Annotated in this window: 11 protein-coding genes; 6 read left to right on the top strand and 5 right to left on the bottom strand. The window is 72.6% G+C overall.

Annotated elements, in window-relative coordinates; translation table 11 throughout:
* The first annotated feature begins 44 nt into the window (after positions 1–44).
* Positions 45–1,649 carry an FAD-dependent monooxygenase gene (locus tag CU044_RS20970; RefSeq protein WP_275670208.1) on the top strand — a complete coding sequence of 535 codons (1,605 nt, stop codon included), beginning with the start codon at positions 45–47 and terminating at the stop codon, positions 1,647–1,649.
* Between the two features lie 180 nt (positions 1,650–1,829).
* Here the strand turns inward: CU044_RS20970 and CU044_RS20975 are convergent, their stop codons facing one another.
* The 5 genes from CU044_RS20975 to CU044_RS20995 all read right to left on the bottom strand — a co-directional run bounded on the left by CU044_RS20975 (position 1,830) and on the right by CU044_RS20995 (position 8,738).
* Entirely contained in the window at positions 1,830–2,915 is a 1,086-nt protein-coding gene (locus CU044_RS20975) for an S-(hydroxymethyl)mycothiol dehydrogenase (protein ID WP_129770252.1), read from the bottom strand.
* Positions 2,916–2,998: 83 nt separating this feature from the next.
* Complete coding sequence (locus CU044_RS20980; protein WP_129770253.1) at positions 2,999–4,156, bottom strand: acyl-CoA dehydrogenase family protein; 1,158 nt, start codon at positions 4,154–4,156, stop codon at positions 2,999–3,001.
* A gap of 96 nt (positions 4,157–4,252) precedes the next feature.
* Complete coding sequence (locus CU044_RS20985) at positions 4,253–5,848, bottom strand: 5-guanidino-2-oxopentanoate decarboxylase (protein WP_129770254.1); 1,596 nt, start codon at positions 5,846–5,848, stop codon at positions 4,253–4,255.
* Positions 5,845–6,651: an SDR family oxidoreductase gene (locus tag CU044_RS20990; RefSeq protein ID WP_129770255.1), complete on the bottom strand. Its 807-nt coding sequence runs from the start codon at positions 6,649–6,651 to the stop codon at positions 5,845–5,847. Before CU044_RS20990 ends, CU044_RS20985 begins: the two co-directional genes overlap by 4 nt.
* Positions 6,648–8,738 (bottom strand): acetate--CoA ligase family protein, encoded by a 2,091-nt coding sequence (locus CU044_RS20995; protein WP_129770256.1) that lies wholly within the window; start codon positions 8,736–8,738, stop codon positions 6,648–6,650. Before CU044_RS20995 ends, CU044_RS20990 begins: the two co-directional genes overlap by 4 nt.
* Before the next feature lie 270 nt (positions 8,739–9,008).
* Here CU044_RS20995 and CU044_RS21000 point away from each other — a divergent pair, with 270 nt between their 5' ends.
* From CU044_RS21000 to CU044_RS21020, 5 genes are all read left to right on the top strand, one after another.
* Complete coding sequence (locus CU044_RS21000) at positions 9,009–9,623, top strand: TetR/AcrR family transcriptional regulator (RefSeq protein ID WP_129770257.1); 615 nt, start codon at positions 9,009–9,011, stop codon at positions 9,621–9,623.
* Between the two features lie 355 nt (positions 9,624–9,978).
* On the top strand, positions 9,979–11,160 hold the full coding sequence (gene solA, locus CU044_RS21005; protein ID WP_129770258.1) for an N-methyl-L-tryptophan oxidase: 1,182 nt from the start codon (positions 9,979–9,981) through the stop codon (positions 11,158–11,160).
* A 206-nt stretch (positions 11,161–11,366) separates the two neighbouring features.
* On the top strand, positions 11,367–12,572 hold the full coding sequence (locus CU044_RS21010) for a Glu/Leu/Phe/Val dehydrogenase dimerization domain-containing protein (protein ID WP_129770322.1): 1,206 nt from the start codon (positions 11,367–11,369) through the stop codon (positions 12,570–12,572).
* Positions 12,556–13,683, top strand: a complete 1,128-nt coding sequence (locus CU044_RS21015) for an FAD-dependent oxidoreductase (RefSeq protein ID WP_129770259.1) — start codon at positions 12,556–12,558, stop codon at positions 13,681–13,683. Before CU044_RS21010 ends, CU044_RS21015 begins: the two co-directional genes overlap by 17 nt.
* Positions 13,684–13,763: 80 nt before the next feature.
* Positions 13,764–14,405, top strand: coding sequence for a TetR/AcrR family transcriptional regulator (locus CU044_RS21020; RefSeq protein ID WP_193564023.1), 642 nt, complete (start codon positions 13,764–13,766; stop codon positions 14,403–14,405).
* The last annotated feature ends 100 nt before the right edge of the window (positions 14,406–14,505 follow it).

Below are 14,505 nucleotides of genomic sequence, written 5' to 3' on the forward strand. Positions count from 1 at the left end.
ATCATAACTTGACACGAACACCGTTCGTATATAGAACGCTGTTCGTGACGATATATGCGAGCCATGACGTGAACGTGAACGTGAATGTGGACGTGGACGTGACCGTGGTCGGAGCCGGGCCGGTGGGCCTCGTGCTCGCGGCGGAGCTGGCGCTCTCCGGCGCGACGGTGCGGGTACTCGAGCGGCGGGCCGAGCCGGACGAGGCGATGAAGGCGCAGTCGATCAACGTGCCGACAGCCGAGGCACTCGACCGCCGCGGTCTGCTGCCCGCGGCCGAACAGGTGCAGCGCGAGACGCTGGAGCGCGTGGGGCCGTACTCCGGGACGGCCGACGCCCGGCCGGCCGGAACCGGCGGGCGAGCGCCCCGGTCGCGATTCACCGGGCACTTCGCGGGAATGAGCCTCGACCCCGACCTCGTGGACTGGTCCGATCCCGACCTCGCGGCGCACGCCGCCGCCGACGGGGCGCGGATGGTGCCGCAGCCTCAGCTGGAGGCGCTGCTGGCCGGCCACGTCGCGCGACTCGGCGTACCGGTACGCCGCGGAGTGGAGGTCACCGCGCTCGACGACACCGGCGACGGCGTGCTCGTCGGCACCACCGCCGGCACGATGCGCACCAGTTGGCTGGTCGGGTGCGACGGCGGGCACAGCGCCGTGCGCCGTCTCGCGGGCATCGGCTTCCCCGGCACCGACCCCGAACTCACCGGCTACCAGGCGGTCGTCGACATCGCCGACCCCGGGAAGCTCGCCGACGGATGGGTGTGGTCGACCCGAGGGGCGTACCGCTACGGGCCGCAGCCCGGGCGGGTGGCCACCCTGGAGTTCGATGCCCCGCCCGCCGACCGCTCGACGCCGGTCACCCTCGAACAGGTGCAGGCCAGTCTGCGCCGGATCTCGGGCACCGATGTCACACTGACCGCGCTGCGCGCCGCCCCGACCCGCTGGACCGACAACACCCGCCAGGCCGCGACCTACCGTTCGGGGCGCGTGCTCCTGGCCGGCGACGCCGCGCACGTGCACCCGCCGTTCGGTGGTCAGGGGCTCAATCTCGGGGTCGGCGACGCGATGAACCTCGGGTGGAAGCTCGGTGCCGTGGTCGCGGGATGGGCCCCCGACGGGCTGCTCGACACCTACGACGCCGAGCGTCGTCCCCTCGGCGCCTGGGTACTGGACTGGACGCGGGCCCAGATCGGAGTGTTGCGCGGGGACCCCAAGTCGGCCGCGCTCCGGGACGTCGTCGCCGGTCTGCTGAGCACCCGGGACGGCGCGACCTACGCGGTCAAGAAGATCTCCGGCGTCACGCAGCACGTCGACCTGCCCGGCGACCATCCGCTGGTCGGCCGGTTCGTCCCCGACCTGTGGTGCCGGGACGGCTCCCGTCTGGCCGACCACGGTCACGGCGGCGGGTTCCTGCTGCTCGACCGCACTCCGGACGGCGCGTTCGCCCGCCTCGCAGCGGCCCGGTCCGGGCGAGTGACCACCGTGACCGACGACCGCGGGACGCCGGCCGGGGTGCTGGTACGCCCGGACGGCGTGGTCGCCTGGGCCTCCGACACCACCGGCGCCGCCGCCGCCACCGGCCTCGAAGCCGCCCTGCGCCGATGGACCGGCGCTCCCTCGTCCGCCCCCGAGGAAGAGCCGGTGGGCTGAACCGGCATCACGGCGAGGGGTGACACGAAGACGGCCGGGACGGGGGACGGTCCGACGGGGACGGCTTCGACGGTCTCGACGGGGACGGCTGAGACGGGCCGCCGGCGAAGTCTCCACTGACGGTGCGTCACACACTCCGTCGCCCGGCGGGAGCAGCCCGGGGGAGCGGAGTCCTTCGCGTTACAGCACCACCACCGAGCGGAGCACGTCGCCCTTGTGCATGCGTGTGAACGCCTCCTCCACGCCGTCCAGTCCGATGGTCTCGGTGACGAAGGCGTCCAGGTCCAGTCGTCCCCGCCGGTACAGGTCGATCAGCATCGGGAAGTCCCGGGACGGCAGGCAGTCGCCGTACCAGGAGGACTTCAGGGCGCCGCCGCGTCCGAACACGTCCAGGAGCGGCAGATCCACGCGCATGTCGGGCGTGGGGACTCCGACGAGGACGACGGTACCGGCCAGGTCGCGGGCGTAGAAGGCCTGTTCGTACGTCTCCGGGCGGCCGACGGCCTCGATGACGACATCGGCGCCATGGCCTCCGGTGAGCGCGCGGATCGCCTCCACGGCGTCCTGCGAGCGGGAGTTGACGGTATGAGTGGCACCGAGCCCGCGAGCCGTCTCCAGCTTGCGGTCATCGATGTCGACGGCGATGACGCACGCCGCACCGGCCAACGCGGAGCCCGCGATCGCCGCCGCCCCGACGCCGCCGCAGCCGATCACCGCCACCGAGTCGCCCCGGCCGACGCCTCCGGTATTGATCGCGGCTCCGATACCGGCCATCACCCCGCAGCCGAGGAGACCCGCCGCGGCCGGTGAGGCGGCCGGGTCGACCTTGGTGCACTGACCCGCGGCGACCAGGGTCTTCTCGGCGAAGGCACCGATACCGAGGGCGGTGGACAGCTCGGTGCCGTCCGTCAGGCTCATGCGTTGCCGCGCGTTGTGGGTGTCGAAGCAGTACCAGGGCCTGCCCCGGCGACAGGCGCGGCACCGGCCGCACACCGCACGCCAGTTGAGGACGACGAAGTCCCCCGGGGCGACCTCCGTCACCCCCTCGCCCACGGACTCCACCGTTCCGGCCGCCTCGTGGCCCAGCAGGAACGGGAAGTCGCCGCTGATCCCGCCCTCGCGGTAGTGCAGGTCGGTGTGGCACACCCCGCACGCCTGGATCTTCACCACGGCCTCACCGGGACCTGGATCCGGCACCACGATCGTCTCCAGCCGGACCGGTTCTCCTTGCGCCCGGGCCACCACGCCTCGTACCCGCTGTGCCATCTTCTCGGCCTTTCTCGTGTCTGGTCCGATATCCGCCGCCGCTCCCACGGCGGCGGCTCCCGTCCGGCGATGCCCCGGCGGCGTCAGGGCAGGTGACGTGCGATCACGATGCGCATGATGTCCGACGTGCCTTCTTCGATCTCTTCGAGCTTGGCGTCACGCATCCACTGCTCCACCGGATATTCGCGTGAGTAACCCCAGCCGCCGAGGGTCTGTACGGCGGCCCAGGTGCAGAACATGGCGGTCTCCGAGGCGGTCAGCTTGGCCATGGCCGCCAACCCGGTCACGTCCGCTCCGGCGTCCACCGCGCGCGCGGCGCGCAGGACCAGCAGCCGTGCCCCCTCGATCCGGTTGGCCATGTCTGCCAGCCGGAACGCGACGGCCTGGTGCTCGATGATGGGCCGGTCGAACTGGATGCGCGTGCGCGCGTAGTCCCGGGCGTATTCGTACGCCGCCCTGGCGGCGCCGACAGAAGCAGCGCCGAGGATGACACGGGAGATGTCGAAGGTCCGCATCAGACCGTGGAAGCCCTGGCCCTCGGCACCGAGCCGGTTCTCCTTGGGAACGAAGGCGTCCGAGAAGAACAACTCCCGGCAGACGATGGCCCGCTGGCCCATCTTCCGCATCGGCTCGCCGACGGTGAGCCCGTCGGTGTCCGCGTCCACGAGAAAGGCCGTGATCCCCCTGGACCGCTGGGTGGGGTCCGTCTTGGCGAAGACGACGTAGGACCGCGCGGCTCCGGCGTTGGAGATCCACGCCTTCTGGCCGCTCAGGACGTACCCGCCGTCGACACGCCGGGCCACGGTCTTGATCGACGCGGCGTCGGACCCCGAGCCGGGCTCGGTGGTCGCCAGCGCGGTCATCGGCGCGTCCGGGCCGACGAGCGGGCCGAGCCAGCGCTTCTTCTGGTCGTCGGTGCCCAGTTCGAGCAGGGGGTCGGCGAAGAAGCCGTTGGAACAGACGAGGTTGCCGATGCCGGGGTCGCCGAAGCAGAGTTCCTCCTGGACGAGACACTGGGTGAACACATCGGTGAATCCACCGCCGCCGACCTCGGTCGGCAGCATGAAGTCGGTGATGCCGACCTGCGCGGCCTTGCGCCAGATGTCGACCGGGGTGACGACATCGGCCTCGTCGACCTCCCGGGCACGCGGCCGGATCTCGTTCCGTGCGAAGTCGCGGCAGAGCTGGACGACCGCCCGCTGCTCGTCGGTGAGCGGCCAGGGTTCAGTGGGTGCGTTCATGGTTTCCTCCGGTGAGACGGTTTCCTCCGGTGAGGTGGTGCGGCCGTACGTCGGCGGTCCGGAAGTACGGGCGTACCTCCCCGTCCGCCGCGCGTGTCATCGGGCGGCGTCCTCGGGCAGGTGGATCAGCGTGGGGCGATCGGCGGTGAGCGCGGTCTCCAGTTCCCGGGCGAGCCGCGCGGTGCCGTCGATCCGTACGCCGTGGCAGCCCATGGCGCGGGCGATCCCGGCGAAATCGGGCCGTGGCAGGTCGACGGCGTGGACGGTGTCCCCGCGGTCGGCCATCTCGTCGCGGATCTCGCCGTAGCCGCCGTTGTCCGAGACGATGACGGGGAGCGGGAGCCCCAACTGGGCCGCCGAGGCGAGCTCCTGGATGGTGAACATGATCCCGCCGTCGCCGTGCAGCGCCACCACCGGAGCGTCGGGGCGGGCGAGTTTCGCGCCGATCGCGGCCGGCAGCCCGTAGCCGAGGGTGCCCAGGCCGGTCGGGTACAGGAAGGACCGGGGGTGGTGGGCGGGCAGATTCGACAACGCGCCGTAGTAGCAGGCCATGGCGGAGTCTCCGACGAGGAACCCCTCGCGACCGAGCGCCTGGGCCAGGGCTTCCGTGAGTCCGAGGTAGCGTGCGCCCTCGGCCCGTGCCTGGGCGGTGAACGCCGTACGGGCCTCCGCGGCACGGGCGTTGCCCAGGGCGGACGGGCCGGCGGGCGGCAGCCGGTCACGGATGGCACGGAGGGCGAGGGCCGCGTCGGCGACGACGGCGATGTCGGCGCGGGCGTTGGTCACGACGGCCTGCGCGTCGATGTCGACACGCACCAGCGGTCCGGTGATATCGAGCGGACCGTTCCACAGGTCGGCGGGCGCGAGTTCCGTGCCCACGGCGAGCACCACATCGCTGTCCGCCACGAGAGCGCGCACCGCGGCGTGGTGCGGTCCGGCACCGATGGCGAGCGGGTGCCCCTCGTCGAAGGTCCCCTTGCCGTTCGCGGTGGTGACGACCGGCGCGCCGAGCCGCTCGGCCAGCTCCCGCAGTTCGGGGGCGGCGCCGCTGCTCCCGCCTCCCGCGATGATCACGGGCCGCTCGGCGGCGGCCAAGACCCGTGCGGCGGCGGCGGCCTGTTCGGCGGACGGGACGGCCGGAGGCACCGGCACCGGCGCGGGCACATGCACCCGGTCCCGCTCGTCCAGGAGATCGAGCGGGATCTCCAGGTGCACCGGACGCGGCCGTCCGGTGGCCATCGCGGCGTACGCCTGGGCCACCGCGAGAGGGATCTCCGCCACGCTGGTGACCCGGTGGCTGTACGCCACGACGGCGTCCATCGCGGCGCGCTGGTCCTTCACCTCGTGCAGGTAGCCGTTACCGCGGCCGGGGTGGCGCAGGGGCAGGCCCGGTGACACGAGCAGCATCGGCACCGAGTCGGAGTAGGCCTGGGCCGCCGCCGTCGCGGCGTTGAGCAGGGCCGGTCCGGTCGTGGTCACACAGACGCCGGGCTGTCCGCCCGCGCGGGCCCAGCCGTCCGCGGCGAAGGCGGCGCCCTGTTCGTGCCGGGGTGAGACATGCCGGATGCCATAGCGCGCGAGCGCCATGTAGACCGGCAGGTTGTGCGTGCCGGGAATCCCGAAGACGGTGCGGACGTCGTGCTTGTGCAGCGCGGCGACGAGCGCCTCGCCGCCGGTCAGGGTGCCGTTCATGGGGTGTCCTGCTGGGTGGTGTAGATGGACTTGCCGAGCCACTGGCCGCCGTCGGCGACGAGCACGTCGCCCGTGATGTACGAGGCGCGGTCGCTGACCAGGAACGCCGCGGATTCCGCCACCTCCTCCGGGGTGGCGAACCGTGCGGCCGGGACGCTGCTGAGCACCTGCGCGCGGGCGGCCCGGGTCGGCCAGAGAGCGGCCGACGCCCCCTCGGTCTCGGTCGGACCGGGGGCGATGCAGTTGAGCCGGACACCGCGAGCCGCCCACTCCACGGCCAGCGTCCGCGTCATGGCGAGCACGCCCGCCTTGGCGGCGGCGCTGTGCACCGTGCCGGGGTGTCCATGCCACGCGTAGCCGGCGATCACGTTGAGGACCGCGCCGCGGCCCTTCGGCAGCATGTGCCGCGCGGCGGCCCGGGTGCAGTGGAACGTTCCGTTGAGGACGATGTCGATGACGGCCTTCCAGCCGTTCGGCGACAACTGTTCGCCGGGCATCACGAAGTTGCCCGCGGCGTTGTTGACCAGCACGTCGAGCCGGCCGCGCGCCGCGGCCACCCGGTCCACGGCCGTGTCCACGGCGTCGGCGTCGCGTACGTCGCACGACACGGCGTCGGCGCTGCCGCCCGCGGCCTCGATGAGCGCGACGGTTTCGCGCAGGGCCTCTTCGCGCCGGCCGAGGACCGCCACGTGACCGCCGCCCGCCGCCCAGCGTCGCGCGACGGCCCGGCCGATACCCGATCCTCCGCCGGTGACCAGTGCCACCCGTCCGTTGAATTCGTCGGGCTGTATCCGGTGGTTCATGTCGTTTCCTTGGTATCGAGGGCGGTGTCGTCCCGGTCCGTGAGCAGCAGCGCGTCGACGGCGATCACACCGTCGGGGCCCGCGCGCAGGGGGTTGATCTCAAGTTCGACGCGGTCGCCTGCGAGCCGCGCGACCAGCTCGGACACCGCGACAACAGCCCTGGCCAGTGATTCGACGTCCGCCGCGGGCCGGCCGCGCCATCCGTCGAGGAGCGGCGCGCAGCGCAGTCCGCGGACCATCGCTCTCGCCAGGTCCAGGTCGACCGGAGCGCATTCGGTGACGGTGTCCCGGTGCACCTCGGCTTCGGTACCGCCGGCGCCGACCGTGACCATCGGCCCGAGGCAGGCGTCCCGTCGTCCGCCGACGATCACTTCGGCCACGTCCGGTCGTACGTCCTGCTCCTCCAGGACGTAGGGTCCGTCACCCAGCCGCGCGCGCATGGCGGTGAACGCGCGGACCGCGCTCGGGGTGTCGTCGAGACCGATCCGCACCCCGCCGGCTTCGCTCTTGTGCTCCAGCCAGCCGGCCTTGAGCACATAGGGCGCGCGGAGTTCTTCCGTGGCCCGCGCCACTTCCCGGGCGTCGTGCACCTGGCGCGCCGCCGGGAACGCGAGGCCGGCCTCGCTCAGCAGGGCGCGTGCCGCCCAGTATCCGGTCCCTTCCGGCGCTTCGACGGCGCCGGCCGGTGCGAGGTGACGGCCGGGACGCGCCTGGAGCGCGACCGCACCGGCCAGCGCGTCGGTGGCGGTTTCGATGGTGGCGAAGACGGGCACCCCCGCCTCACGCAGGACGCGGGCCGCGTCGCTGTCGGTGCCCATGGAGTGCAGGAGGAGTGGCCGCCCGCCGGCCCGCGCCGTCTCCGCCAGTTCAGCCGCGACGCGCCGCTCCGCCGCGGCGAGCGCCGGGCTGTCGAGACCGTATCTGCCGAAGTACCCGGACAGGATGACGCTGTCGACCTCTCCGGAACGCAGCAGGGCGGCCGTGACCTCGCGATAGGTACCGAGGTCTCGTTCACCGGCGCCCGCGAGGTCGACCGGGTTGGCGCTCGCCGCGCCGTCGGGCAGCGAGCGGGCGAGCGCCGAGGCGACCGGCTCGCTCAGTTCCGGCACCGACAGTCCCCGCCGGCTCGCACGGTCGGCGGCCAGCGCGCCCTGTCCGCCGCTGTCGCTGACGATCCCGACCCTGGGCCCGGCGGGCATGCTGTCCGCGAGCAGGCATGCGGACACGTCGACCAGCGCGGACGGCGTCGGCACCCGCACCGCGCCCGCCGCCCGGCAGGCGGCGTCGACGAGTTCCATCGGTGAGGTGAGCGCGCTGGTGTGGGAGCGCGCGGCGCGGGCCCCGGCCTCACTGCCGCCGGCGGCGAGCAGCACGACGGGCTTGCCGGCGGCTCGCAGGGCTCGTATCGCGTCGAAGATCCGCCGGCCGTCCTGGAAGCCTTCGAGGTAGACGCCGACGGCACGGGTGAGGCCGTGGTCGACGAGGTCCTCCAGCAGATCCGCCGTCGTGACGTCGGCCTGGCTGCCCACGGAGACGAACCGGGATATCCCGAGGCCGGCCCGCCGCGCGAACAACGCGATCTCGCTGCCCACCTGTCCGCTCTGCGACACCACGGCCAGCGCGCCGGACGGGAAATCCCCCCACGCGATCCGCAGGGAGGAAGCGGCGTCGAACAGTCCGAGGCTGCTGGGGCCGATCATCCTGGCACCCGACGCGACGACCCTGGCGGCGAGTGCGGACTCGTCCGGCACCCCGGCGGTGATGCCCAGCAGCCCCCGGACACCCAGGGCGAGGGCCTCGTCGACCACCGCCGGCACTTCCGGGGCGGGTACGCAGAAGGCGACCAGTTCGGGCACTTCGGGGAGGTCGCTCAGCGAGGCGGCGGTGGGGGCGCCGAGGATGTCGCCACCGCCGCGTGTGACCAGGTGGACCGCGCGCCGGGCCGAGCCCGTCAGGGCGCCGCGGGCCAGCCAGTACCCCCACTTCGCCGGGTTGGCCGACGCACCGACGACGGCGACGGAGGACGGGTCACGGAAGACGGCGAGGCCGCTGTCTCGGGTTCCGCGGGCGGACGGGATCGCAGGCATCGTGCCGGCAACTCCTCTCTGCGAAGAGGCGGTTGGGGTGGGGGGCGGGGGCGATCACCCGGAGGGGCACGGTCCGTACCGGTCCGGCCTCCGGTCTTCCGGTGGTCACTACTGACTGACGGGACAGTCAAGTAGGGGAAGCATGTGGCGGCCCTCAAGCCTTGTCAATGCCTCTCGCGCGATATTTCTGACGGGAGAATCGGTCACCGGGCAGGCGTCCGGTCGTCACGGTGGGTCAGGCGCGGAATCGCGGTGACCTATCCTCGGGGCGTGACACGAAGCCGCAAGGACGCTGGTCTGCGCCGCGGTGAGATTCTCGGCGCCGCCGTCACCCAGATAGAGAAGCAGGGCATCCACCCGCTGCGGATCTCCGATGTGGCCCGCGAACTCGGGGTCAGCCCCGCCCTCGTGATCTACCACTTCGGGACCAAGGAGGCGCTGATCGGCGAAGCCTTCACCTGGGCCGTACAGCGCGATCTGGACCGTCTCGGCGGCCTGACCGCCGACTGCTCCACCGTGCCGGCACGGCTCACCACCGCGCTCGACTGGTACGCCCCGACCGGGGGAGCCAAGGGCTGGACGCTGTGGATCGAGGGCTGGGCCGCCGCGCTGCGCGAGCCGGCTCTGCGGGAGGTCGGCAGAGAACTCGACCTGCGCTGGAAGGAAGCGCTCACCGCGATCATCCAGGACGGCGTTGCCGCCGGGGAGTTCACCACGGACGACCCGCGCGGCGCCGCGTGGCGGATCACGGCCCTGCTGGACGGGGTGGCGGTGCAGACAGTGGTCCACCGCGGGGCGCACGACCGTGAACAGACCGAGGCATGGTCGCGCCAGATCGTCGCCCGCGAACTGGGCCTGCGCGCGACCGATCTGGAGCGCGGCTGATCCGGCGGCAGCGATCGCGGACCGCCGGTCGCGGGCTGTCCGCCGTCCGTAATCCGCGTATCGTCCGCGGGCCGTCCGCCGTCGGCGATGCGCGCACCGTCCGCGGGCCGCGGTCCCCGCGGCTGCGGCCCGCCCGCGCGAGAACACCGACGATCCGCTCTTGACAGGCGCGAATCCGTTACTGCATCGTCGTTCAGTATTCGCTCCCTCGCGGGGGCCGCCCTCACGCGTCGGCCCCGCCCCGGGGCGCCGTTCCGATCACCGTGAGCGGTTCCCAAGCCCTTTCCGTCGTCGCCGTTCCTCCCAGCCCGGTCCGGGGGACGCGCGACACGGGCTCCACGTCGAGAGGCCACCTATGAACGTGCACACAGGGACCGAGTCGTTCGATGTCATCGTCGTGGGTCTGGGAGGACTCGGCTCCGCCGCGGCGTGGCATCTCGCGGCTTCGGGGCGGCGTGTGCTCGGACTGGAACAGTTCGCGCTCGGCCACGAACGGGGCGCGTCGCACGACACGTCACGCATCCTCCGGCACAGCTACCACCGACCCGACTACGTGCGCCTGACCCGCCACGCGTACGACGACTGGGCCCGCCTGGAGCAGGCCGCCGGTGAGCGGTTCGTCACGCGCACGGGCGGAGTCGATCTGTGCCCGGAGAACTCCGGCCTCCCGCTCGACGACTACTGGCAGAGTCTCGCCGCCGAGCGGATCCCCTACGAACTCCTGGACGCGGACGAGGTGCGCGTCCGCTGGCCCCAGATCGCCGTCCCCGACGGCACGACGGCGATGTACCAGGAACGTACGTCCATCGTGCCCGCGGCGCGGTCCACGGCCGCGATGCAGCGGCTGGCCGTCGAGGCGGGCGCCCGGCTGCGGGACAACACACCGGTCACCGCGATACGGCACGGCGCACACGGGGTGGAGGTCATCACACCGCACGCGCGCTACTCCGCCGACAAGGTCGTGCTGTGCACGGACGCGTGGGCCAACACCCTTCTGGGGCCGCTGGGATGGGACATCCCGCTGGTGGTGCTGGAGGAACAGGTCACCTACTTCGAGCCGGCGGACCCGGCCCGGTTCGCGCCCGGGGTCTTCCCCGTCTGGATCTGGCTCGACGACCCGTGCTTCTACGGCTTCCCCGCCTACGGCGAGGCGACGGTGAAGGCCGGTCAGGACTGCGGCGGTCCGGAAGTCCGGCCCGACGACCGGTCCGGTACGACCGACCCGGACATGCTGGGCCTGCTGTCCCGCTTCATGGAGGAACGGTTCCCCGGGAGCGGCCGGCCGGTCCGGTCCAAGCGCTGTCTGTACACCCTCACACCGGACCGCGATTTCGTGCTCGGTCCGCTACCGGGCGCGGAGCGGGTGCTGGTCGGCCTCGGTGCCGCGCACGCCTTCAAGTTCGCGCCCACGCTCGGCCGGATGCTGTCCGAGCTCGCGGGGGACCCGGCGCTCGCGGCGGCCGAGCCCTACACGACGTTCCGGCTCGACCGGCCCGCGCTGACCGACCGCGACCCCCCGGTCAACTGGATGACCTGACCGCTCCGGGCGTCCCGCCTCTCCGTACGGCCGCCCCGCTTCCCGGAACGGCGCCCCGCGTCACCGGAGCGGGCGGCCGTCCCCTACGCCCCCTTGAGAACGCACCCGTCTGCGACGAGTGCCCGCACCGGACGGAAGCCATGACAGCCAGCCCACTCAGCACTCCCCGCACGACCACCACCGTCGCGGCACCGCCGCACCTTCAGATGATCTGGACCGACCCGGTCACCGGACGGCAGGGATTCGTCGTCATCGACCGGCTGGTCAGAGGCGTCGCCAGCGGAGGACTCCGCATGCGCGAGGGGTGCACACTCGACGAGGTGCGCGGCCTGGCGGCCGGAATGACCCGCAAGGAAGCGCTCCACTACGACCCGGTCAGCCGGTACATCCCCCTCGGCGGCGCGAAGGGCGGCATCGACTGCAGCCCGCATGATCCGGAGGCCCGTGCCGTCCTCGCCCGCTTCCTCGACGCCGTACGGTCCGTCCTGAAACACCACTGGACCACCGGCGAAGACCTGGGGCTGCGCCAGGACACCATCGACGACGTCCTCACCGAACTGGGCCTGGACAGTTCCATCGAGGCCATCTACCCACTGCTGGACGATGCCGCGGAGGCGCGCCGACGACTGGCGGACGCGTTCGCCGTCGACGTCGACGGCATCCCGCTCCCCGAACTCGTCGGCGGCCTCGGTGTCGCCGAATCGGCCCTCACCGCCCTCGACCACATCGGTATCGCCCGCACGTCGGCGCGGGCCGTCGTCCAGGGATTCGGGTCCATGGGGGGCGCGACCGCCCGCTACCTCGCGCGCGCGGGCGTCACGGTGGTGGGTCTGGCCGACGCCCGGGGCGTGATCGTCAACCCCGGCGGGCTCGACGTCGAGCGGCTGCTCCTCACCCGCGACGCCCTGGGCGGCATCGACCGCGCGCAGCTGAGCCCCGGGGACAGCCTGACCACCGGCGATGCGTGGCTCGACATCGACTGCGAGATTCTCGTCCCGGCGGCGGTCTCCTACTGCATCGACGCGTCCGGCCAGGCGCGGATCAAGGCCCGCGTCATCGCCGAGGCCGCCAACATGCCCACGCTCCCCGAGGCGGAAGCCGCGCTGCACGCGCGCGGCACCCTGGTCCTGCCGGACTTCGTGGCCAACTCGGCGACGAACGCGTGGTGGTGGTGGACGCTCTTCGGTGACATCGGCGCCGACCCGGCCCAGGCCCACGCCAAGGTCAGGGAAGCCATGAGCCGCCTCACCACCGACATGCTCGCGGACGCCGAGAAGCACGGTGTCACGCCGCGTGAAGCGGCGCTCGGGGTGGTCGACCGCAAGATCGCTCACATCGAGGCCAGGTTCGGCCGGCACGCCGGGCCCGCCGGTACACACCCCACCGGAGGCGGCCATGACGACCCGTGCTGAACTCATCGTGATCGGTGGCGGGTTGATGGGCGCCGCCACCGCGTGGGCGGCCTCGCGCCGCGGCCTGTCGGTGCTCCTGCTGGAGCAGTTCGATCCCGGTCACCACCAGGGCAGTTCGCACGGCAGCGCGCGTATCGTCCGGCGCGGTTACGAGGACACGCTGTACACCGAGCTGACCGGAAGGTCGTTCGAGCTCTGGCGGGAGCTGGAGTCCGACGCGGGTGTGCCGTTGCTGCGGATGCTCGGCAGTCTGGACTTCGGAACGGACCAGTACGCCGGCGCGGTCGCCGCTCGGCTCGCCGCCGCGGGTGTGGACCACGAGGTGCTGGACGCGCGGGAGGCGGAACACCGCTGGCCGGGCATGCGCTTCGAGGGCCCGGTCGTCCATCACACGCAGGGCGGGACCGTCGACGCCGCTTCGGCGGTGACCGCTTTCGTGGACTGCGCCGTCCGGAGGGGCGCGACCGTCCGGTACGGCGCCGCGGTCCGGTCGCTCGACGCGACGGCGGACGGGGTCCGCGTCCTGCTGGCCGACGGCGACGCGCTACGGGCCGAGCGGGTCGTCGTCGCCGCCGGAGCGTGGACGGCGGGGCTGCTCGGCGAGCACCTCGCCCTGCCCCCGCTGACGGTCACCCAACAGGACACCTTCCATTTCCCGCGGCTGGATCCGGCGGCCCCCGCGTGGCCCAGCGTCCTCCACGAGCGGGGGGACGGGATCTACCACCTGGCGGGCGGCCGCGACGGCGGGCCGGGCGACGACCGCAAGATCGGCGAGCACTACAGCGGCCGGAAGACGACCGCCACCGGCCGGGACGGCGTGATCACCCCGCGGTCACGGGCCCGGGTCACCGAGTACGTGAAGCGGTGGCTGCCCGGTCTCGATCCGACACCCCGCTCCGAGACCAGCTGCCTGTTCACCTTCACGCCGAGCGAGGACTTCCTGCTCGACCGGGTCGGACCGTTCGTCGTCTGCTCGCCCTGCTCGGGGCACGGGGCGAAGTTCGCGCCGCTCATCGGCGAACTCACGACGGACCTGGCGACCGGGGCCGGAGGACCGCCCGAGCGGTTCCGGCTCGCCGCCCATGTCCTCGGCGCCGCGGGTTCCCGCTGACCGGCGCCCGCCGATCATCCCCCGGGGGCCGGCCGGGCGTCCTGACACGTGAGTCAGGACGCCCGGGTAAGGTGTCCCCCGTGGCACGCAAAAAGGTTGTCCTGAGGCGTGAGGAAATCCTCGAAGCGACAGTGGAGCAGATCAAGCAGCGGGGCATCGCGACCACGCGGGTCGCCGATGTCGCCGGGGCGCTGAAGGTGAGCAGTGGGCTGGTCCACTACCACTTCGCGACCAAGGAACTGCTCGTGGAGGAGGCCTTCGCCTACGCGGCGCGGCGCGAGATGGAGGCCCTGCGGACGACGGTCGGCCGGGCCGGGTCGGTGGTGGCCCGGATGAAAGCGCTGATCCGGCTGTACGCGCCGACGGGACAGGCGCCCGGCTGGCGGCTGTGGATCGACGGCTGGTCGGCGGGCATGCGGGACAAGGGTCTCCACGACGTGATGCGCGAGATGGACGAGGAGTGGAAGTCCCGCATCACCGCGCTGGTCCAAGAGGGAATGGACAACGGTGAGTTCCACTGCTCCGACGCGCGGGTCGTGGCGTGGCGCATCACGCTCTTCCTCGACGGTCTCGCCGTGCAGCTCGTCGCCCGGCGCGGAGCCCTGGAGAAGGCGGAAGCCTCGCAGTGGGTGCGGGAGCATGTGGCCGGGCAGCTCGGGATCGATCCCGCGGTCCTCGGTCCGCGCCGTACCGCCGCGCAGCGGGCCGCCGACATCTCCTGAGACACGGCCTCAGCCGTGCGCTGCGGCCGGTGCGCACCGTCACGAGCACAGCTATTGACTGACGAATCAGTCAGTAAATACGCTGTGGTGGGCGAACGCC

Origin of the sequence: Streptomyces sp. L-9-10, assembly GCF_004151105.1 — a bacterium.
Lineage (GTDB): Bacteria > Actinomycetota > Actinomycetes > Streptomycetales > Streptomycetaceae > Streptomyces.

Bases quoted from the DNA above. Each gene is read 5' to 3' on its own strand.
- CU044_RS20975 (WP_129770252.1), bottom strand. From the start codon at position 2,915: ATGGCACAGCGGGTACGAGGCGTGGTGGCCCGGGCGCAAGGAGAACCG.
- CU044_RS20980 (WP_129770253.1), bottom strand. From the start codon at position 4,156: ATGAACGCACCCACTGAACCCTGGCCGCTCACCGACGAGCAGCGGGCG.
- CU044_RS20985 (WP_129770254.1), bottom strand. From the start codon at position 5,848: ATGAACGGCACCCTGACCGGCGGCGAGGCGCTCGTCGCCGCGCTGCAC.
- CU044_RS20990 (WP_129770255.1), bottom strand. From the start codon at position 6,651: ATGAACCACCGGATACAGCCCGACGAATTCAACGGACGGGTGGCACTG.
- CU044_RS20995 (WP_129770256.1), bottom strand. From the start codon at position 8,738: ATGCCTGCGATCCCGTCCGCCCGCGGAACCCGAGACAGCGGCCTCGCC.
- solA (WP_129770258.1), top strand. From the start codon at position 9,979: ATGAACGTGCACACAGGGACCGAGTCGTTCGATGTCATCGTCGTGGGT.
- CU044_RS21010 (WP_129770322.1), top strand. From the start codon at position 11,367: ATGATCTGGACCGACCCGGTCACCGGACGGCAGGGATTCGTCGTCATC.
- CU044_RS21015 (WP_129770259.1), top strand. From the start codon at position 12,556: ATGACGACCCGTGCTGAACTCATCGTGATCGGTGGCGGGTTGATGGGC.